At 54.0% G+C, this 21289-nt stretch carries 20 protein-coding genes; 19 read left to right on the forward strand and 1 reads right to left on the reverse strand.

Annotation, left to right across the window (positions count from 1 at the left end):
• Positions 1-16 precede the first annotated feature (16 nt).
• From MLE19_RS07985 to mgtE, 15 genes are all read left to right on the forward strand, one after another.
• Positions 17-775 carry an amino acid ABC transporter ATP-binding protein gene (locus MLE19_RS07985; RefSeq protein ID WP_425356802.1) on the forward strand — a complete coding sequence of 253 codons (759 nt, stop codon included), beginning with the start codon at positions 17-19 and terminating at the stop codon, positions 773-775.
• 594 nt (positions 776-1369) lie between these two features.
• Positions 1370-3274, forward strand: coding sequence for a tRNA uridine-5-carboxymethylaminomethyl(34) synthesis enzyme MnmG (gene mnmG, locus MLE19_RS07990; RefSeq protein ID WP_240717658.1), 1905 nt, complete (start codon positions 1370-1372; stop codon positions 3272-3274).
• Positions 3271-3933, forward strand: a complete 663-nt coding sequence (gene rsmG, locus MLE19_RS07995) for a 16S rRNA (guanine(527)-N(7))-methyltransferase RsmG (protein ID WP_240717659.1) — start codon at positions 3271-3273, stop codon at positions 3931-3933. Before mnmG ends, rsmG begins: the two co-directional genes overlap by 4 nt.
• A gap of 4 nt (positions 3934-3937) precedes the next feature.
• Positions 3938-4705, forward strand: a complete 768-nt coding sequence (locus tag MLE19_RS08000; RefSeq protein WP_240717660.1) for a ParA family protein — start codon at positions 3938-3940, stop codon at positions 4703-4705.
• A gap of 15 nt (positions 4706-4720) precedes the next feature.
• Positions 4721-5650 carry a ParB/RepB/Spo0J family partition protein gene (locus tag MLE19_RS08005; protein ID WP_240717661.1) on the forward strand — a complete coding sequence of 310 codons (930 nt, stop codon included), beginning with the start codon at positions 4721-4723 and terminating at the stop codon, positions 5648-5650.
• 231 nt (positions 5651-5881) lie between these two features.
• Positions 5882-6277, forward strand: a complete 396-nt coding sequence (locus MLE19_RS08010) for an ATP synthase subunit I (RefSeq protein WP_240717662.1) — start codon at positions 5882-5884, stop codon at positions 6275-6277.
• 12 nt (positions 6278-6289) lie between these two features.
• Entirely contained in the window at positions 6290-7117 is an 828-nt protein-coding gene (atpB, locus tag MLE19_RS08015; RefSeq protein ID WP_240717663.1) for a F0F1 ATP synthase subunit A, read from the forward strand.
• A gap of 64 nt (positions 7118-7181) precedes the next feature.
• On the forward strand, positions 7182-7409 hold the full coding sequence (atpE, locus tag MLE19_RS08020; protein WP_007112217.1) for a F0F1 ATP synthase subunit C: 228 nt from the start codon (positions 7182-7184) through the stop codon (positions 7407-7409).
• A gap of 77 nt (positions 7410-7486) precedes the next feature.
• Positions 7487-7957: a F0F1 ATP synthase subunit B gene (locus MLE19_RS08025; RefSeq protein WP_240717664.1), complete on the forward strand. Its 471-nt coding sequence runs from the start codon at positions 7487-7489 to the stop codon at positions 7955-7957.
• An 11-nt stretch (positions 7958-7968) separates the two neighbouring features.
• On the forward strand, positions 7969-8505 hold the full coding sequence (locus MLE19_RS08030) for a F0F1 ATP synthase subunit delta (protein ID WP_240717665.1): 537 nt from the start codon (positions 7969-7971) through the stop codon (positions 8503-8505).
• 16 nt (positions 8506-8521) lie between these two features.
• The gene (gene atpA / locus MLE19_RS08035) at positions 8522-10066 is read left to right on the forward strand and encodes a F0F1 ATP synthase subunit alpha (protein WP_240717666.1); all 1545 of its coding nucleotides are present in this window, start codon (positions 8522-8524) and stop codon (positions 10064-10066) included.
• A gap of 65 nt (positions 10067-10131) precedes the next feature.
• Positions 10132-11019: a F0F1 ATP synthase subunit gamma gene (gene atpG, locus MLE19_RS08040; protein ID WP_240717667.1), complete on the forward strand. Its 888-nt coding sequence runs from the start codon at positions 10132-10134 to the stop codon at positions 11017-11019.
• 73 nt (positions 11020-11092) lie between these two features.
• Positions 11093-12472 carry a F0F1 ATP synthase subunit beta gene (gene atpD, locus MLE19_RS08045; RefSeq protein WP_240717668.1) on the forward strand — a complete coding sequence of 460 codons (1380 nt, stop codon included), beginning with the start codon at positions 11093-11095 and terminating at the stop codon, positions 12470-12472.
• Between the two features lie 24 nt (positions 12473-12496).
• A complete protein-coding gene (locus tag MLE19_RS08050; RefSeq protein WP_008959070.1) occupies positions 12497-12925 on the forward strand; it encodes a F0F1 ATP synthase subunit epsilon in 429 nt (142 codons plus the stop codon).
• Between the two features lie 186 nt (positions 12926-13111).
• Positions 13112-14488: a magnesium transporter gene (mgtE, locus tag MLE19_RS08055; RefSeq protein ID WP_008959069.1), complete on the forward strand. Its 1377-nt coding sequence runs from the start codon at positions 13112-13114 to the stop codon at positions 14486-14488.
• A 38-nt stretch (positions 14489-14526) separates the two neighbouring features.
• Here the strand turns inward: mgtE and MLE19_RS08060 are convergent, their stop codons facing one another.
• The gene (locus tag MLE19_RS08060) at positions 14527-15720 is read right to left on the reverse strand and encodes a cation diffusion facilitator family transporter (RefSeq protein WP_008959068.1); all 1194 of its coding nucleotides are present in this window, start codon (positions 15718-15720) and stop codon (positions 14527-14529) included.
• Between the two features lie 216 nt (positions 15721-15936).
• Here MLE19_RS08060 and MLE19_RS08065 point away from each other — a divergent pair, with 216 nt between their 5' ends.
• The 4 genes from MLE19_RS08065 to glmS all read left to right on the forward strand — a co-directional run bounded on the left by MLE19_RS08065 (position 15937) and on the right by glmS (position 21281).
• A complete protein-coding gene (locus MLE19_RS08065; RefSeq protein ID WP_240717669.1) occupies positions 15937-16737 on the forward strand; it encodes an undecaprenyl-diphosphate phosphatase in 801 nt (266 codons plus the stop codon).
• A gap of 41 nt (positions 16738-16778) precedes the next feature.
• Positions 16779-17921 (forward strand): FAD:protein FMN transferase, encoded by a 1143-nt coding sequence (locus tag MLE19_RS08070; protein ID WP_240717670.1) that lies wholly within the window; start codon positions 16779-16781, stop codon positions 17919-17921.
• Position 17922: 1 nt separating this feature from the next.
• A complete protein-coding gene (gene glmU / locus MLE19_RS08075) occupies positions 17923-19293 on the forward strand; it encodes a bifunctional UDP-N-acetylglucosamine diphosphorylase/glucosamine-1-phosphate N-acetyltransferase GlmU (protein WP_240717671.1) in 1371 nt (456 codons plus the stop codon).
• A gap of 146 nt (positions 19294-19439) precedes the next feature.
• Positions 19440-21281: a glutamine--fructose-6-phosphate transaminase (isomerizing) gene (gene glmS / locus MLE19_RS08080; RefSeq protein WP_240717672.1), complete on the forward strand. Its 1842-nt coding sequence runs from the start codon at positions 19440-19442 to the stop codon at positions 21279-21281.
• Positions 21282-21289 lie beyond the last annotated feature (8 nt).

Genomic DNA, 21289 nt, shown 5'->3' on the forward strand with positions numbered 1-21289 from the left:
CGCAATGAGCGATACAATGAACGACGCAACGCACCCCATTGTGCGTATGCAGCAGCTCCATAAACATTTTGGCAGCCTGCACGTACTCAACGACATCGATATCGAAATTGTGCCCGGTGAAGTCGTCGTGATTATTGGTGCCAGTGGTTCAGGTAAATCAACGCTGATTCGCTGTATTAACGGTTTGGAAGAGTTCCAATCGGGCAGCCTGGTGGTCGATAACAACGAACTACTGCCCCATGGGAAGAGTACCCAAGCACTGCAAACCATCCGTACCGAAGTGGGCATGGTGTTTCAGCAATTCAATCTTTTTCCCCATCTCAGTGTGATCGATAACGTTACCCTGGCACCGATGAAAGTGCGTGGTTTAAGCCGGGACGACGCGGTCAGCAACGCCAAGCGGCTGCTCGACCGAGTGGGTATTGCTGACCAAGCGGATAAGTACCCTAGCCAGCTCTCAGGCGGCCAACAGCAGCGTGTGGCACTGGCCCGCGCCTTGGCGATGGAACCCCGCCTAATGCTGTTCGACGAGCCCACATCGGCGCTAGATCCGGAAATGATCGGTGAAGTGCTGGATGCCATGCGCGAGTTGGCCAAAGAAGGCATGACGATGGTGATAGTTACCCATGAGATGGGCTTCGCTCGTGAGGTTGCTGATCGGGTTATTTTTATCCATAAAGGCGAGATTACCGAGCAGGGTCATCCCGAGAAACTCTTCGATTCACCGCAAAATGAACGTACGCAATCCTTCTTAGCGCGCGTACTCAAACATTAAATTGAGCCTTCTTTAAGCGTCAAATTACTCCCGAACTAGCGCTAAATTGCGCTTTATTGATGGCCTGTCGACATGACAGGCCATTTTTTTGCCTGTGGATAAACTTTTTTTATGTTGATTGATTTTATGACTGGAAAGCCTATCAGGCGAGTCTCTTAGCGTTAGCTCCACACCAAGTTGGGGTTGTTCATAGGTGCGGTAACAACACAGGTACTGGACGGTGGATAAGAGGTGCTTAACTAACTCTGTGGATAAAGCGCTATTCCATCCACAGGCTTACCACCCCTTCTACCCAGGCACTCCCGCGTTCAAACATGTAGAAGTCAACAATATAAGAGTATGAAATTAAAAGGGATAATTCGCTTATACACAGAAATTGTCCACACTAGTAGTTACAACATTTACAGAACTTCTCTTATTTTATATTTATGTTGTTATTAATAGAGGCTGTTTAACGATTCAGGGTGTGGAAAAACCTGACGGTTACCCACAGGGGGTTTATACTTGCCGCCTCATTGATCTAAGGTGGCTGCGTCTAGAACCAACAGCACTGGCCACAACATCCGTGCCGATGGGCACAAGACGAGGTGTCTTTTGAATTACCCCGACCGCTTTGATGTGATTGTCATCGGCGGTGGCCATGCGGGAACTGAAGCCGCATTGGCCTCTGCTCGCATGGGCTGTCAGACCCTGCTGCTCACCCACAACATCGAAACCCTGGGCCAAATGTCGTGTAATCCCGCCATTGGCGGCATTGGCAAAAGCCACCTGGTTAAAGAAATCGATGCCTTGGGCGGCGCCATGGGGCTTGCCACGGATCTAGGTGGCATCCAATTTCGTGTGCTCAATGCCCGCAAAGGGCCTGCCGTCCGAGCCACCCGTGCCCAGGCTGATCGTATCCGCTACAAAGCGGCGATCCGCGGAATGTTGGAAAACCAACCCAACCTAACGATTTTTCAGCAGGCCGCTGGCGATCTGATTGTGGATAACGACACTGTGCGTGGGGTCGTTACGGAAACCGGCATTCGCTTTCATGCGGACAGCGTCGTGCTGTGCACCGGCACATTTTTAGGTGGCGTGATTCACATTGGTTTGGATCAAAGCAAAGGTGGCCGAGCAGGCGATCCGCCTTCCAATGCGTTAGCAGAAAGACTCCGCGCATTGCCGTTTCGCGTTGATCGCCTAAAAACCGGCACACCGCCGCGTATTAATGCCAAAACTGTTGATTTTTCTCAGATGGAAGAGCAGCCCGGCGATAGCCCAACGCCGGTTATGTCCTACCTGGGATCGCGGGAAATGCATCCTCAGCAAGTGAGTTGCCATATTGCGCACACCAATCAGCAGACTCACGATCTGATTCTGGCCAACCTTGATCGCTCGCCAATGTATTCCGGTGTCATCGAAGGGGTTGGGCCGCGTTACTGCCCATCGATTGAAGACAAAGTGCATCGCTTCGCCGATAAATCCAGCCACCAGGTGTTTATTGAACCCGAAGGCTTGGATACTCATGAGCTCTACCCCAACGGCATCTCGACCTCGCTGCCGTTTGACGTGCAGATTCAAGTAGTGCGCTCCATCAAAGGTCTGGAAAACGCCCATATCACCCGGCCTGGCTACGCCATTGAGTACGACTTTTTTGATCCGCGGGATTTAAAACACTCGCTGGAAACAAAATTTATCCACAACCTGTTTTTTGCCGGCCAGATCAATGGCACCACCGGTTATGAAGAAGCCGGTGCTCAAGGGTTGCTCGCAGGCCTTAATGCCGCCCGCCGTTCACAGGAGCTCGACGCCTGGTATCCCCGCCGCGATGAAGCCTATCTCGGTGTGCTGGTCGATGACCTGATTACCATGGGCACAAAAGAGCCCTACCGGATGTTTACCTCTCGGGCGGAGTACCGTCTGCTGCTGCGTGAAGACAACGCGGATCTGCGTTTAACGGAAGCGGGCCGAAAATTAGGCCTTGTTAACGACACGCGCTGGTCAGCGTTTAGCCAGAAACGCGAGGCTATCGAACAAGAGAGCGCGCGGTTAAGCACCCTGTGGATACAACCGGGAAGTCCTGCGGCTAAACAAGTGGCCGAAAAAACCGGCGCACCGCTTACTCGCGAGTATTGCCTGAGTGATCTGCTTAAACGCCCTGAACTGAATTACAGCGATTTGGCCAATCTGCCCGGAATTGAGGGCACCCTTGTCACCGATCCAGCCGTCGCCGAGCAGGTACAGATTCAGGCTAAATATCAAGGCTATATCGATCGCCAGCAGCATGAGATCGACAAGCTCAAACGTCATGAAGCCACGCCGCTGCCTGCGGAGCTGGATTATTTGAAAGTGGAAGGTTTGTCTAACGAAATTCGCCAGAAGCTGGCTGAAGCGCGGCCGGAAACGCTTGCTCATGCGGCGCGGATTTCAGGCGTTACCCCGGCGGCCGTCTCTATTTTGCTGGTTCATCTGAAAAAGCGCCGGTTGGTAGCCGCAGCAGAGGTGGTTAACGGATGAGTTCGTTGAACCCACTGTTGAAAACGCTACCTGCAAGCGTTGCACCACGGCTCGATCAAGGGCTTAGCCAGTTAGGCATCGCCGTTGACGAACATCAACGCGAGCAGCTGCTAGGCTTATTGGCACTGTTGCACAAGTGGAACCGGGCTTATAACCTCACAGCCGTGCGCGACGTTAACGATATGGTCTCGCGACATGTGCTGGATAGCGCTGTTGTGCTGCCCTATGTGCAAGGGCCGCGGCTGCTGGATGTTGGCGCTGGCCCGGGTTTGCCCGGTATAGTACTGGCCATATTGGCGCCCGAGCTTGATGTGACGCTGCTGGACAGCAATGGCAAAAAAGTGCGTTTTCAGCGTCAGGCGGTGATGGAGCTCGGCCTTAAAAACGTATCTCCTGTTCAGGCACGGGTGGAAGAGTTTGAGAACGACGCTTTCGATCAGGTGATTTCTAGAGCGTTTGCCAGCTTGGTCGATTTCGTGACCCTGACTCGCCAGTTACCCGGCGCCGAAGGCCAGTGGCTAGCCATGAAAGGTCCAGGAGCAGACGAGGAGTTACGCGATCTGCCCCCTGGTATTCGTTTACACCAACGTCACCTGCTGGAAGTACCCTTTGAAGCGGCCCAGCGGCAGCTATTGATTCTGACCCCAGGAAGGAGTTGAGTAAGTGAGCCAGATCATTGCCCTGACCAACCAAAAAGGCGGCGTGGGCAAGACCACCTCAGCCGTTAACCTGGCGGCCAGTCTCGCAGCACTCGATCGTCGCGTACTGCTGGTGGATATTGACCCCCAAGGCCATGCCAGCATGGGAAGTGGCATCGACAAATATGAGCTCGATAAAAGCGTGCTTGACGTTCTGCTGGGTGAAGCAACGGCAGCTGAAACCATCGTTAAGAAGCTAGCGGTAAAGTACGACGTACTGCCCGGCAATGGTGATCTTACCGCCGCAGAGGTCGAGCTGTTAGATCGCGATAAAAGCGAGAGCTGCTTAACCACGGCACTTGCTTCGGTCTCCAGTGACTACGATGTGGTGCTTATCGACTGCCCGCCCTCGTTGAATATGCTTACCGTGAATGCATTAACTGCGTCTGACAGTGTGTTGATTCCTCTGCAGTGTGAGTTCTACGCATTAGAAGGGTTATCGGCACTGCTCGATACCGTTGAGCAGATTAAGCAGAATGTGAATCCTGACCTTGCGATTGCGGGCATTTTGCGCACCATGTACGACAAACGCACCAGCTTAACGCGGGAAGTGGATAAGCAGCTACGTGACTATTTTGGCGACATGCTGCTGAAAACGACCATTCCGCGCAACGTAAAAGTTGCCGAAGCGCCGAGTCACGGGTTACCCGTTACGCAGTATGCTCGGTTCTCCCGGGGTAGCCAGGCCTATCGTGTGTTGGCGAAAGAGATAATTCGTCGCCTAGCGTTATAAAATGAGGAAAAGCGAATGACGCGTAAACCCGCGCTGGGACGTGGCCTGGATGCCCTGATTGGTGCCGGTGCCCGTCGCCGTGACAGTTTAGGACTTGCCGGTAGCGGTACTCCTTTGGAGCTTTCCGATGCAGCGCGCAGCGCCGCGGGCGAAGACGTTACTGAGGATCGCCTTGAACGCCTTCCGTTAGGGCAACTAACGCGGGGGAAATATCAACCGCGGCGCGATATACAACCCGAAGCGTTAGAAGAGCTGGCAGATTCCATTCGTGCCCAGGGCGTTATGCAGCCCATCGTGGTTCGCCCTATTGGCGTGGATCGCTACGAGATTATTGCCGGTGAGCGTCGCTGGCGTGCCGCCCAGCTCGCTGAGCTGGATGTGATTCCAGCGGTCATTCGTGAAGTTAGTGACGAAGTCGCATTGGCACTGGCGCTGATCGAAAACATTCAGCGTGAAAACCTCAACGCCATCGAGGAAGCCATGGCGCTCAAGCGCCTGGGCGAAGAGTTTGAGCTAACTCAGCAGCAGATTGCCGATGCAGTGGGTAAGTCGCGCACTCAGGTCGCCAATCTATTGCGTCTGCTGGCGCTGGACCCTGAAGTACAAACCTTGCTCGAACGTGGCGATCTGGATATGGGCCATGCGCGGGCGTTGCTGACGTTAAATAGCGCCCAGCAAAGGCAAGTGGCCCATGAAGTGGTCAACAACGATATGACCGTTCGTGCAACCGAAGCGCTGGTGAAAAAAGTACAGACCAGTCAAACCTCGATCAAAGCGCCTAGTCGCCAAAATAAACAGCCCGATGTGGCCAAGCTTGAAACGCATCTTGGCGAGCTGCTCGGTGCGCCCGTCTCCATAGATCATGGCCAAAAAGGCAAAGGTAAATTAACAATACGTTATACGAGCCTTGAAGAGCTGGACGGCATCTTAAATCATATTAAATAGCAGGCTATTCAATATCGCGTAAGAAGTGACCATGTTTTCCCTCTTTGGTCGCAAATCGGCCCTTTAGCGGGCAAAATCGGTGCGACTTCGGTTGAAGGTGTGATAGCGCTTCCCTATAATCGCGCAAGATTTGTGCAGGTTGCCTGTGTTTGTCTAGGAATACGTTTGTCGATGTAGGGCGATTTTTATTTAACAGCTGGGTATTTATTCCGAGAGCTATTTCAGAAAGCTATGCAGCGATACGAAACCCAGCGGCGAAGAGCCTATATCGTTCGACTTACCATTGCGCAGTTGATCGTTACATTAGTGGGCATGGTGCTTGGTTACATGCTCGGACAGTCGGAAGGTTTGCTATCTGTATTGCTGGGCGCCTTGGTAGCACTTTTGCCCCAGGCATTTTTTATTCAACGAATGGGTATTTTTCACGCCAAACGACGAACACGAGGAGCTATTCACTTATTTCGTGCTGAAGCAGGCAAGTTTGGTTTGACGGTGGCACTGTTTGTTGCAGTGTTTGTCGTAGCGCCCCCCTCAAACCCCGCTTTATTTTTTTACGCTTACGTCGCGGTTGTTCTAACGCATTGGCTCACGCCCTGGTTAATGCCTAGAGATCGCACAACTAATTGAGGTGACACATCCATGGCCGCAGGAAACGAAGTCTCTTCGACTTACTATATCCAGCACCACTTGCAGAACCTGACCTTTGGTAACCACCCCGTCAACGGCTGGTCACTGGCTAACACTGCAGAAGAAGCACGCGAAATGGGCTTCTGGGCCATTCACCTAGACACTATGGGCTGGTCCATCGCCATGGGCCTGCTGTTTATCTGGGTTTTTCGTAAAGCAGGTAAAATGGCCACCACGGGCGTGCCCGGTGGGCTACAAAATGCGGTTGAAATGGTGGTCGAGTTTATTGAAAACCTGACTCGCGCTACTTTCCATGGCAAAAACCCGATGATTGCGCCATTAGCATTGACGCTCTTCGTGTGGATTTTGCTGATGAACACGCTGAAAATCATCCCGGTGGACTATTTCCCTGTGCTGTTCGCCAAGCTTGGCGTCGATTACATGAAAATTGTCCCGACCACTGACCCCAATGCCACACTGGGTATGGCACTGGGTGTGTTTGGTCTGATTATTTATTACAGCATCAAGGTGAAAGGCATCGGTGGCTTTGCCAAAGAGCTATCGTTGACCCCGTTTAATCACTGGGCGTTGATCCCTTTCAACCTAGTACTCGAAATTATTGGCTTACTTGTGAAGCCTCTGGGCCTCGGTCTGCGTCTCTTCGGTAACATGTTTGCTGGGGAAGTGATCTTCATTCTGATCGCGTTGCTGCCGTTCTGGGCTATTTGGCTATTGGATGTGCCGTGGGCCATCTTCCACATCTTGGTGGTCACTCTGCAGGCCTTCATTTTTACAACCCTGTCGGTTGTATATCTGAGCGCTGCACACGAACACCATTAACCTAGCAATAACGTTTTCATTAACCCTCAACCCTTAACCAAAACTTAAACTCAGGAGCTTCATCATGGAAATGGTTTATCTTTCAGCTGCCATCATCATCGGTCTGGGCGCACTGGCTACCGGCATTGGCTTCGCTCTATTGGGCGGCAAACTGCTTGAGTCAACTGCACGTCAGCCTGAACTGGGTGACCAACTGCAAACCAAAACCTTCATCATGGCCGGCCTGCTTGACGCCGTTCCGATGATCGGTGTTGGTATTGCGATGTACCTGATTTTCGTTGTTGCCGGTTAATGACAGCTTAGCCGAGCGGCTTACCGCTCGGTTCTGTTTTACTCCGGTCGCCACGAACTTGTCAGAGGTACGTTCCTGTGAATATCAACATGACGCTAATCGGGCAGACGATCGCCTTCGCGATCTTTGTCTGGTTTTGCATAAAGTATGTGTGGCCTCCGATCAGCAACGCGCTTCATGAGCGTCAGAAGAAAATTGCTGATGGCTTGGACGCAGCTAGTCGCGCTAACCGTGATCTTGAGCTTGCTCAAGAGCGCGCTGAGCAGATGCTGCGTGAAAGCAAGGAGCAAGCTTCGCAAATTCTTGAGCAGGCCAACAAGCGCTCTGCCCAGATGATTGAAGAAGCCCGCGAGCAAGCCCGTGCCGAAGGCGAACGCCTTGTAGCCAGCGCACGTTCAGAGATTGAGCAAGAAGTGAACCGTGCAAAAGACGAGCTTCGCGCCCAAGTCTCTTACCTCGCTGTTATGGGTGCCGAGCGTGTTCTTGAAGCGTCGGTCGACGAACAAGCACATCGCAAGTTACTCGATGAGCTTGCTGCTGAACTGTAAGGAGGTGAATCATGGCGGAATTACTGACCGTCGCTCGTCCTTACGCTAAAGCAGCGTTTGAATACGCGCGTGATCATGATGCGCTTGATAGCTGGTCACAGGCGCTGAGCTTTTTAAGCTTTGCGGTTGCTGACAGCGATGTTCGTCGTTTGCTAGGCAGTCCAAAACTTGAGAACGAGCAAAAAGTATCTCTGTTGGCCGATATGACACCAGGCGAGCAAGACGAAGCTTTACGTCGTTTTTTAGATGTTTTGGCAGACCAAGGTCGTTTGATGTCACTGAAATCAATCGCTGAGCAGTTTGAGCACCTACGTGCCGAACACGAGCAGCGGGTTGAAGTGAACGTCACCTCTGCTTACAAGTTAGATAGTAAGCAGAAGACCAAGCTCGCAAACGCGCTCAAGAAACGTCTGAATCGCGAAATCTCCATTACTACTCAGGTGGACAAGTCGCTTATCGGCGGTGTCATCCTGCGTGCTGGCGACACCGTTATTGACGGGTCGGTACGTGGTCGATTGAACCGCCTTTCCGAAGCGCTAACCGCTTGAGTCTGAGGGACATGGCATGCAGCAACTGAATCCTTCCGAGATCAGCGACATCATCAAGCAGCGAATTGAAAAGCTTGACGTCGCATCCGAAGCCCGTAATCAGGGCACCATCGTCACTGTTTCCGACGGTATCGTGAAAATTCACGGCCTCGAAGACGCGATGTTTGGTGAAATGATTGAATTCCCCAACAGCATTTTTGGCATGGTACTTAACCTGGAGCGCGACTCCGTAGGTGCCGTCGTGCTGGGTGACTACCTGCAGCTTGAAGAGGGCATGACCGCTAAGTGTACCGGTCGTATTCTCGAAGTGCCGGTAGGCCCTGAGCTGATTGGTCGCGTTGTCGATGCGCTGGGTAACCCCATCGATGGCAAAGGCGATATCGACGCTAAAATGACCGACGCCGTAGAGAAAGTGGCGCCGGGCGTTATTACCCGTCAATCCGTTGATGAACCGATTCAAACCGGTCTGAAATCGATCGACGCCATGGTGCCGATTGGCCGTGGTCAGCGTGAGCTGATCATCGGTGACCGCCAGATTGGTAAGTCCGCCATTGCCATTGATGCGATCATCAACCAGAAAGGCAAAGGCGTGACCTGTGTTTACGTTGCCATTGGTCAGAAGCAGTCGACCATTGCTAACGTGGTACGCAAGCTCGAAGAGCACGGCGCCATGGAACACACCATCGTCGTCGCCGCTGGCGCTGCCGATCCGGCACCGATGCAGTTCCTGGCACCTTATGCTGGCTGCACCATGGGTGAATACTTCCGCGACCGCGGCGAGAACTCCCTGATTGTGTATGACGACCTTTCAAAGCAAGCGGTAGCGTACCGTCAGGTATCGCTGTTGCTGCGTCGTCCGCCAGGTCGTGAAGCTTACCCCGGTGACGTGTTCTATCTCCACTCGCGTCTACTTGAGCGTGCTGCGCGCGTTAACGTCGACTACGTTGAGAAGTTCACCAACGGTGAAGTGAAAGGCAAAACCGGTTCCTTAACCGCGCTGCCGATCATCGAAACCCAGGGTGGCGACGTGTCTGCATTCGTTCCGACCAACGTGATTTCGATCACCGATGGTCAGATCTTCCTGGAAACCAACCTGTTTAACTCGGGTATTCGTCCGGCGATTAACGCAGGCCTGTCGGTTTCTCGTGTGGGTGGTTCGGCGCAGACCAAAATCATCAAAAAGCTCGGCGGTAGTGTCCGTTTGGCATTGGCTCAGTATCGTGAATTGGCGGCTTTCTCGCAGTTCGCGTCTGATCTTGATGAAGCCACGCGTAAGCAGCTTGAGCACGGTCAGCGTGTGACTGAGCTGATGAAGCAGAACCAGTACTCGCCGATGTCGATCGCTGAAATGGCGCTGTCGCTGTATGCCGCCAACGAAGGCTTCCTGGATGATGTCGAAGTAAACAAAGTGTTGGACTTCGAGCGTGCCTTGCACGACTACATGAAGTCTGAGCACGCTGATCTGCTCGACAAGATCAACCAGAGCGGCGACTACAACGGTGAGATTCAAGACAGCTTGAAGTCGGGTCTCGAGAAGTTCAAGGCGACTCAGAGCTGGTAATGTCTGGCCCGCCTGCGGGCGGGTTTGCATGCTTTCTGAGAGCCACGAACGAAGGGTAGATCGCTATGGCAGCTGCAAAAGAGATACGCACCCAGATCGGGAGCATTAAAAATACGCAGAAGATCACCAGCGCCATGGAAATGGTGGCTGCATCGAAAATGCGTAAAGCGCAAGATCTGATGAGAGCTAGTCAGCCTTACGCTAAGCAGATCCGTAACGTCGTTGGCCACATTGCCGACGCGAACCCCGAGTACACGCACGACTATATGGTCGAGCGTAGCGAGGTTAAGCGCGTTGGTTACATTGTGGTCTCCACTGACCGTGGTCTGTGCGGTGGCTTGAACCACAACCTCTTCAAAGCCTTACTCAAACAGGCCAGCGAGTGGAAGAAGCAGGGCGCAGAGCAGGATTTTTGTGCCCTGGGCGCTAAGGCCAGCACCTTTTTCCGCAATTACGGTGGCAATTTGGTGGCGGCGAAGAGTGGTTTAGGCGAAGCCCCGACCGTTGAAGGGTTGATTGGCAGTATTAAGGTCATGCTCGAAGCGTACGATGAAGGACGTCTCGACCGGCTATACGTGGTGCACAACGAGTTTGTGAACACCATGACCCAAAAGCCAGTGGTTCGTCAGCTTCTTCCCCTGTCGCCTGATATAGGCGCAGACGCTGAGCAAGACGACGAAAACGCCCGTCCCGGAAGCTGGGACTACCTGTATGAACCGGATGCCAAGGCGTTGCTCGATAGCCTGTTGGTTCGTTTCATCGAATCGCAGGTGTATCAGGCGGTAGTGGAAAACGGCGCTTGTGAACAAGCCGCCCGAATGATCGCTATGAAAAGTGCCACTGACAACGCAGGCGGCCTGATCGACGATCTGGAGATGGTCTACAACAAGGCCCGTCAGGCCGCCATCACCCAGGAAATTTCTGAGATCGTCGGCGGCGCTGCTGCCGTATAACGCCTAGGGAGCCGACGTTTTTAGCGGCTCCCGGCAGACAGGTTTCATTTGCAGGTTTTAGAGAGGAACCAAGATGAGCGGACGTATCGTACAAATCATCGGCGCGGTGATTGACGTAGAGTTTCCGCGGGACTCTGTGCCCAAGGTCTACGACGCGCTGAAGGTCTCCGATGTTGAGACTATCCTCGAAGTCCAGCAGCAGCTGGGCGACGGCGTGGTGCGCACCATCGCCATGGGCTCCACTGAGGGCTTGAAGCGTGGCATGGAAACGACCAGCACAGGTGCCGCGATTTCCGTACCGGTAGGTAAGGAAACGCTGGGCCGTATCATGAACGTACTCGGCGAGCCGATCGACGAAGCGGGACCGATCGGCGAGCAAGAGCGTATGCCGATTCACCGTAAAGCACCGAGCTATGCTGACCAAGCAGCCTCTAACGAGCTGCTGGAAACCGGCATCAAGGTTATCGACTTGGTCTGCCCATTTGCTAAGGGTGGTAAAGTTGGCCTGTTCGGCGGCGCCGGTGTCGGTAAAACCGTTAACATGATGGAGCTTATCCGCAACATCGCCACCGAACACAGCGGCTACTCTGTATTCGCCGGTGTGGGTGAGCGTACGCGTGAGGGTAACGACTTCTATCATGAAATGACCGAGTCCAACGTTATCGATAAGGTATCGCTGGTTTACGGTCAGATGAACGAGCCGCCGGGTAACCGTCTGCGCGTAGCACTAACTGGCCTAACCATCGCTGAGAAATTCCGTGATGAAGGCCGCGATGTTCTGCTGTTCGTCGATAACATCTACCGCTACACCTTGGCGGGTACCGAAGTATCGGCCCTGCTTGGCCGTATGCCGTCAGCGGTAGGTTATCAGCCAACGCTGGCTGAAGAGATGGGCGTTCTGCAGGAGCGTATTACCTCGACGAAAACCGGTTCAATCACTTCCGTACAGGCCGTATACGTGCCCGCGGATGACTTGACCGATCCGTCGCCGGCGACCACCTTCTCCCACCTGGATGCGACCGTGGTACTGGCGCGTTCTATCGCCGAACTGGGTATCTACCCGGCGATCGATCCGCTCGACTCCACCTCACGTCAGCTGGATCCGTTGGTTGTCGGTGAAGAGCACTATGCCACCGCTCGCGGTGTGCAGAACGTTCTTCAGCGCTATAAAGAGCTTAAGGATATCATCGCCATTCTAGGTATGGATGAGCTGTCTGATGAAGACAAGCTAGCCGTATCTCGGGCCCGTAAAATCCAGCGCTTCTTGTCGCAGCCGTTCTTCGTAGCTGAGGTGTTCACTGGTTCACCAGGCAAGTATGTGTCGCTGAAAGACACCATCAGTGGCTTCCAGGGCATTTTGGCTGGTGAATACGACGAATTGCCGGAACAGGCCTTCTACATGGTCGGTTCAATCGACGAAGCCGTCGAGAAAGCCAACCAGATGAAGAAGTAATCCCGTCCATGAGGGGGATTCGCTATGGCGAATAGCTTTACTTGCAATATCGTCAGCGCTGAAGCATCCATCTTCTCAGGTACCGTTGAGCAGGTGATTGCTTCCGGGGTGATGGGTGATCTGGGCGTTTTGCCAGGTCACGCTCCGCTGCTGACTGAGCTTCAGCCGGGTCCGGTTCGCGTGATCTATGATGGTGGCGCAGAAGAGAACTTCTACGTCACTGGCGGCTTCATGGAAGTCCAGCCGGACGTGGTAACGATACTGGCGGATGCTGCATCACGGGCCAGCGACCTCAATGAGGCTGCTGCCGAAGAAGCGCGTCAGCAAGCGCTGAAAGCCTTTAACGATAAGTCATCGGAGCTTGATTATACTCGAGCGGCCGCTGAACTTGCCGAAGCCGTTGCTCAGCTGCGAACGATTCAGCAGCTGCGTAAAAAGGCGGGTAAAGGCTAATACCCACGCGTTTGGCGTGGTACAGCGCCCCTTAAGCCCGTTATCAGGGTTTAAGGGGCGTTTTTTTGTTGGGTAGTAAGGATAGTAATATAAGTAAGTATGATGAGTTAGGTAATGGATTTTGTAATGGATTAAGTAATGGATTAAGTCGGCAGCACGACGTTTGTCAGTGTGAAGGAGAGAGCCATGGCACTTAACGATGAAAGCCTACAGCAATTAAAAGCCGAACTACTCGACGAGTTGGCCAAGGAAGTGCCTAGTAAATCGGTGCTCTCTTTGCGTTTGGCCGAAACCCGCTCAGCGGATATCGGTGAAGTGCTCGAAGAGATGATCGAAGATGACGAAGAGCTGCCTGCGGCGCTCGCTCTGCTGGATATCCTCTCTGCCGAACGGGCAGCCAATGTGCTGGGCTATCTGCCCGGTGAGAGCCAGCTTGAGGTAGTCGGGGAGCTGGACGATAGCCAGGTACTCAAGCTGCTCGAAGAGATGGGCTCGGACGAACGTGCCGACCTGTTTAATCTACTCAGTGAAGACCGCCGTGAAGCATTGCTGCGTCGCATGGCTCACCGCGAGCGGGAAGACCTAAAGCGGCTTGCCAGCTACGAAGAGGGCACCGCAGGCGCCATCATGACCTCTGACTATGTGTCCATAGCCAGTGGCATGACGGTGTCGCAAGCGATGATGCGGGTACGCCAGACCGCGCCCGATGCAGAGACGGTCTATCAGCTCTATATCCTGGATAGTGACGGTGAGCTGATTGGTACCATGTCATTACGCCAATTGATGGTGGCGCGTCCTGGAGCCATCGTCGATGACATCATGATCAAAGATGTTATCAGCACGCGGGTCGATAACGCTCAGGAAGACGTCGCGCGTATTGTGGCGAAGTACGACCTGTTAGCGCTGCCGGTGATTGATGCCGATGATCGTATGGTCGGCATTGTGACCCACGATGATGCCATGGATGTCGCCGAATCCGAGGCCACCGAAGATTTCCACAAAGGCATGTCGATCGGCCAACTGGAGGACGGCGTTAGCCGTGTAAAGCTTTGGAGCCTTTACCGTAAGCGGGTGTTTTGGCTGGTATTGCTGGTTTTTGCCAACCTGTTTTCGGGTGCCGGGATTGCCTATTTTGAAGAGACTATTGCCGCCCAGGTAGCGCTGGTATTCTTTTTACCGCTGTTGATCGGGAGTGGCGGTAATGCGGGTGCTCAAGCGGCTACGTTGATGGTACGTGGTATGGCAACTGGCGATGTAGGCGTTAAAGATTGGGGAAAATTACTCGGCCGAGAACTTCTTGTTGCAGGGGCGTTAGGTATCACCATGGCCATTGCGGTGACACCAATAGGCATCATGCGCGGCGGCGAAGCTCTAGCGATGGTGGTCGCGCTCAGCATGGTCACCATTGTTCTGTTCGGCAGCCTGCTGGGGATGTGCCTGCCGTTCGTGCTAGAGCGCTTTAAGGTTGACCCTGCCACGGCCTCAGCACCGCTAGTGACCACGCTTATTGATGCTTCGGGGGTAGTGATCTACTTCAGCATCGCCACTTTGCTACTCTCTTAAAAAACTGCTCACATAAGCACAGTGTAAGGATCTAGAGGTTAGCGCATAGAGCTACTTGCGGCGCGGGTGATAAACAGCACTTCGACGTGACCCAGCCACTCGATATCGCTGGCCAGTGCCTTCAACTGGCTAGCGAGGCACTGAGGCGGTTGATGCACTGCATCAGCAATAATCAGCGATACCGAGACCTTATCGTCCAGGTAGTGCAACTGCAGCTCGTTTAGCGTTCGCCAGACTGGGTGCTTATACCAGCGGGCATCTAGCGCGGCCTCTACTTCAGGTCGCAGCGGAAGGCCGGGAAGGCGGCTGGGATCGCCCGCACCGGCGTCGTCTTCGGGGTCAACGTGGAAGATCACATCGGTTAACGCAGGGAATTCGTGGCGCAGGCGGCGGCTGACTTCGTTACCGATCTCATGGGCTTCGGAGACGGTGATTTTGGGTCCTACCACCACGTGTAGATCAACCATGACCCAGCCCGCCGACTGGCGGGTGCGCAGATCATGAACGCTATCCACACCCGGAACGCTGCAGGCCACGTCGTGCATCTGATCCTGAACATCCACCGGCAGCGCGGTATCGACCAGCTCGCGGGCCGATTCCCACAGCAAGTCCAGGCCTACCTTACCGACCAATAAGCCCACGATGATAGCAGCGACAGCATCCAGCCAGCCCAAGCCAAACTGAGCGCCTACCAGGGCTACCAGCACCACGGCGGTGGATAAGGCATCGCTGCGCGAGTGCCAGGCATTGGCTTCGAGCAATTTTGACTTTACCCGCTTAGCCACTCGCATGGTGTAGCGAAAAATCCACTCCTTACTGAGCAGCGCAATCACCGTGATGACAATCGCCAGCATACCAGGCGCGTTAACGGCAGTACCGCTAAACAGGCGATCCAGGCTCGACCAGGCAATACCGCCAGCCACGAAGATCAGCACACTTCCCAGCAATAGGGTGGTCAGGGTTTCGATTCGGCCGTGGCCGTAGTGGTGGTCTTTATCGGGCTCCTGGCGGCCGTAATGAATGGCTGCCAGGACAAAACCATCGGTGACTAAATCCGATAGGGAGTGAATGCCGTCGGCGATCAACGCCGCTGAGCCGACCATAAAACCAATGGTGACTTTAACGACACTCAACAGGGCGTCCAGCCATGCACCGATGTAGGTGACACGCTTGGCTTCTTGGCTAAGTCGCGCTTGATCGTGAACCACTGGCGTTTCAACGGTCTGAGTCATGGGTACCTTGCAAGGAAGCACGCATTCAATAGATGCCCATTGTAGCGCACTCCTTATATCCTCTATAGCGTCCACTGCCTTTGGATGGTGAAACAGCACTTTTCAGTGGTTGTAGTGATTAACGTCAGCAAGGCAATGGCGGACAAAGAATTAGCGGATGTGTATCCTTAAGCGTCCTTACAAACGAACACATTAATTTTACTAACAGGGTTTCCTATGGATTGGCTCCAAGTGGTGGTGTTAGCGGTTGTTCAGGGAATTTCAGAATTTTTACCCGTTTCGAGCTCTGCGCACCTGATTTTGGTGCCAGTACTGACAGACTGGCAGGATCAAGGGTTAGCGTTTGACGTCGCGCTGCATTTGGGCAGTCTCTCCGCGGTAATCATCTATTTCAGGCAGGAAATTTGGCAAATGATTATCAGTAGCCTGGCCGCCATCGGTGGAAAAGGCGTCAACGAGGATGCGCGGCTTGCCTTTTGGGTCACATTGGCCACCATCCCAGTGGGTATTGTTGGCTTATTGCTACACGATGTTATTTCTCACTATATGCGCTCAACGCTGATTATCGGCTTCAGTTTAATTGGTTTCGGTCTATTGTTGGGGTATGCCGATTGGCGCAAGCAGGGAACGCGCAGCGAGTATCAACTGCGTTTAAAGGATGTGCTCATTATTGGCGGCGCCCAGGCGCTGGCGCTAATCCCCGGCACATCGCGTTCAGGTATCACTATCACAGCGGCGCTAATGGTAGGTATGAGCCGGGAAGGGGCTGCGCGCTTCTCGTTCTTGCTGTCGATTCCGGTCATTGTGTTGGCCGGGGGTTTGGAAGCCATAGGCCTTTTTAACGCGCAACAGTCGGTCGACTGGGCTGCAATGCTGGTGGGTACTTTACTGTCAGGGGTAAGCGCTTATTTGTGTATTCACTACTTCCTGGTCGTTATTAAAAAATTGGGAATGCAGCCTTTTGTTATTTATCGCGTGCTGTTTGGCGCTTGGCTGCTGTGGTTTTTTCATTTTTAAGCGCTTCGTTTTAAGAGCGTTATTTCCAGGGCATGGCCGCTATGAAAAAGTCAGATAAGAAGGCGTTTGCAGTAAGTATCGGCAAGTGGGGACGTTTACTGGTAGTGCTAGGAGTGCTGGTCGCAGTGGCTGGCTGCTCAGAGAGTGATCGTCCGCTGGAACCTCCCGTTCGCTTTGAGGGAGATATCTTCGGCACCTTCTATCAGGTGACCATTATGGATCCCCTCACCCAGGGCGAGTCCCTTGAATTGGAAGAGGGGTTCAAAACTGAGCTGGAGAGCGTTGACCAGGCGATGTCCACCTACCGTGACGATGCTGAATTGATCGCCTTCAACGAAGCGCCTGTAGAGGAGTGGCAGCCGCTTTCCAATGAACTCATTGAGGTATTGGCAATAAGTCAGTCGGTGGCCGAAGCCAGCCACGGTGCTTTTGATGTTACCGTCGGCGATCTGGTTAATTTGTGGAGTTTTGGCCCTGGCGCACGGCCTGAAGAGGTGCCCGCTGACGATGTTCTGGCTGAACAGCTTGCTCAGGTCGGCTTTGATGCGGTGGAAGTCGATACGCAGAATATGCAGGCAAGGCGTACCCGCGATGTATTTGTCGACCTTTCCGGTGTGGCCAAAGGCCATGCCACTGATCGGGTGGCCGCTTACCTGGATCAGCAGGGCATGGAGCATTATCTGGTCAATCTCGGCGGCGACCTGATCGCCCGTGGCGTGCGCGATGAAGACGACCAGACACCTTGGCGAATTGGCATTGAAGTGCCCGAAGATGGCCAGCAGCGTGCTCAGCATATCATTCCGCTAGAGAGCATGTCGGTGGCTACTTCCGGTGATTATCGTAACTACTTTGAAGTGGATGGCCAACGCTTCTCGCACACTATTGATCCACGTACGGGTCGGCCCGTTACCCATCAACTTGCGTCTGTATCTGTTTTCCACCCCTCTAACGCTTGGGCGGATGCCTGGGCGACGGCGCTTCTGGTGGTGGGCGAACAAGATGCTATGCAGATGGCCATCGAGAATAATCTCAAAGTACTTTTGCTCGTTCGTGATGGTGAGCAGTGGCGCAGCATCGCCTCGCCCGAATTCGTTAACTATTTCGGTGAAACACTGGTTGATGAGCTGGGTATTGAACAGCTCCCAGCTCCGGCGCCCACCAACCAACCCGTAACAGGTGAATAACATGCAAGAACTGGATATCGTCATTCTCGCCGCGGGTAAAGGCACGCGTATGCGTTCTCAAATCCCTAAAGTACTGCATACCTTGGCGGGTAAGCCAATGGTGCAGCATGTATTGGATACTGCCTCCGGGCTGCAGCCTGATCGTACCCATGTCGTCATCGGCCATGGTGCAGAACAGCTACGCGAGGCGCTGGCCGACACTGTGGTGCAGTTTGCGGTGCAGGCCGAACAGAAAGGCACCGGTCACGCGGTGGCCCAAGCGCTTGAGCAGCTCGGTAGCGGCAAGGTGCTTATCCTCTATGGCGATGTCCCCCTGTTACAGCGTGATTCACTGAGGGAGCTGTTGGCCCAAGTGGATGAACAGCACATCGGGCTATTGACGGTGACGCTGGATGACCCCACCGGCTATGGTCGTATTGAGCGCAACGATGCAGGTGAGGCGGTGGCGATCGTTGAGCAAAAAGATGCCAACAGTGCCCAGCTTGAGATCACCGAATGCAATACCGGTATTATGGCCATGACCAGCGCTCAGTTAAAACGCTGGTTACCGCAGCTTTCCGCCGAGAATGCCCAGGGTGAGTACTACCTGACCGATGTGATCGCCATGGCCGCCGATGAAGGCATCAAGGTATGCACGGCCCAGCCAGCCACTGCGGTTGAAGTGGAAGGGGTTAATAATCGCGCACAAATGGCCCGCCTGGAACGTGCTTATCAGCAGCAGCTTGCCGATAAGCTGATGGCAGAGGGCGTGGCGCTTGCCGACCCCGCACGCTTGGATGTGCGCGGGCGTTTAACCTGCGGTCATGATGTCTTTATTGATGTGGGCTGCGTTTTTGAAGGCGACGTTGAGCTTGGTGAAGGCGTGCGTATTGGCCCTTACTGTGTGATTAAAAATAGCACCATTGGTGCCGAAAGCATGGTAGACACCCATAGTGTGATAGAGGGCACCGTGGCAGCGGGCCTGAACCAGATAGGCCCCTTTGCGCGGCTACGTCCAGGGACGCGGTTGGCGGTAAAAGCCAAGGTGGGCAATTTTGTTGAAACCAAAAATGCCGATGTCGGTGAGGGTAGTAAGATTAATCACCTAAGCTATGTAGGTGACGCACGCTTAGGCCGGGATGTGAACGTTGGTGCGGGCACGATTACCTGCAACTACGACGGTGCCAACAAACACCATACAGAGATTGGTGATAATGCCTTTATTGGCTCGAACACAGCCTTGGTCGCGCCTGTCTCGGTAGGCAAAGGCGCTACCGTAGGGGCAGGGTCGACAATTGCTAAAGACGTTACCGATTACGCCTTAGCCGTCACGCGTGGTCGCCAGCTAGAAAAAATCGACTGGCTGCGCCCCAGCAAGCGCACAGAGCCATAGTTCTGAAAATGGTGCTAAGGATCATTAAAAAGCCGTATTCATAATCAGTGGCCGTCGTTTTACCGTTCTGCGGATTGGTTGAGTAGAGTTTGTACGAAAAGTCGGCGAGCGGAAAGTGCTCTGGTTAATGACCTAGGAGAGTGATTATGTGTGGCATTGTTGCCGCCGTTGCCCAGCGCAACGTCCAAGAAATTCTATTAGAAGGTCTAAAACGCCTGGAGTATCGAGGCTATGATTCGGCCGGTATGACGGTGTTTAGCGATGGCGTGCTGACCCGCCGCCGGGCGCTCGGAAAAGTGGCGGCGCTAGCTGCGCAATTGGAAGCTTCCGCGCTACCGGGTTTTTCGGGCATTGCACACACCCGCTGGGCAACCCACGGCAAACCCTCTGAAGCCAATGCCCACCCGCATCATAGCGGCTCTCACATTGATGAAAACCAAGTGGCGGTGGTGCATAACGGGATTATTGAAAACTACGAGAATATAAAAGATAACTTGCAGCGCAACGGCTACGCGTTTAACTCCGAAACCGATACCGAAGTGATTGCCCACTTACTCTCCGAAAAGCTGAACGATGGCCTCACCCTGTTTGACGCGACGCAACAGATCGTTAACGGCTTAGGTGGCGCTTATGCCTTGGGCGTGATGAGCGCTAAAGAACCAGGTGTGGTGGTCGGTGCCCGCCAGGGCAGCCCACTGGTGGTGGGTGTGGGCATTAATGAAGCCTTTTTAGCCTCTGACCCGCTGGCACTACTGCCAGTGACGGATCGCTTTATTTATCTTGAAGAGGGCGACCTGGTTGAGCTACGCGAGCAGGGCGTTATTCGCATTGTGGATCGTCATGGTAACCAAGTTGAGCGTCCTATTCAGACCTTTGAGCACGGTGACGGTGCTGCCAGCAAAGGCGAATACCGTCATTACATGCTCAAGGAAATATTTGAGCAGCCGAAGGTGATCGAAGCGGCGTTGGAAGGGCGGCTGAGCGCCAAAAGCGTGCTGGTGGAGAGCTTTGGCCCCGATGCCCAAGCGCTTTTCCAGCGTACCCGCCAAGTGCATATTATCGCCTGCGGCACCAGCTACCACGCCGGGCTGGTGGCGCGTTACTGGCTAGAGCGTTACGCCGGTGTACCGGTTCAGGTAGAAGTGGCCTCTGAGTACCGTTATCGCCACCCAGTCGTGCCCGAAGGCACGCTGTTTGTCACTCTTTCTCAGTCGGGTGAAACGGCTGATACGCTGGCGGCGCTGCGTTTTGCGAAAACGCTCAACTATGTGGGCACATTGGCGATTTGCAACGTGCCCGGCAGCTCATTGGTGCGTGAGTCGGACATTACGCTGATGACACGCGCAGGCCCTGAAATAGGTGTGGCCTCCACCAAAGCCTTTACGACTCAGCTTGTGGCGTTAATGCTACTCACGCTTTCCGTGAGTAAAGCAAAAGGGCAAGCCGAATACCCAGATATCATCGCCGCACTGCGCACGCTGCCCGAGGTGTGCCAGCGAGTGCTGGCGCTGGACAGTCAGATCGAAGCGCTTTCCCAAGCATTTGCTGAAAAACATCATGCGCTCTTCTTGGGACGCGGCGCCCACTATCCGATTGCGCTGGAAGGGGCACTTAAGCTCAAAGAGATCTCCTATATTCATGCCGAAGCGTACCCTGCCGGGGAGTTAAAGCACGGTCCGCTGGCGCTGGTGGACAGCGAAATGCCGGTGATTTCGGTCGCCCCCAACGACGACCTGTTGGAAAAGCTTAAATCCAACCTTCAGGAAGTCCGCGCCCGCGGCGGCCAGTTGTTCGTGTTTGCCGACGAAAGTGTGGGTATGGATTCCCAGGAAGATATCCGTGTACTCACACTTCCCCACGTGCATGAAGCGCTGGCGCCGCTACTCTATACCCTGCCGTTACAACTGCTGAGTTACCACGTAGCCGTGCTTAAAGGCACAGATGTCGACCAGCCGCGTAACCTAGCTAAAAGCGTGACGGTAGAATAGCGGGCATA

This window comes from Vreelandella neptunia (assembly GCF_022489065.1).
GTDB classification, from domain to species: Bacteria; Pseudomonadota; Gammaproteobacteria; order Pseudomonadales; family Halomonadaceae; genus Vreelandella; species Vreelandella neptunia_A.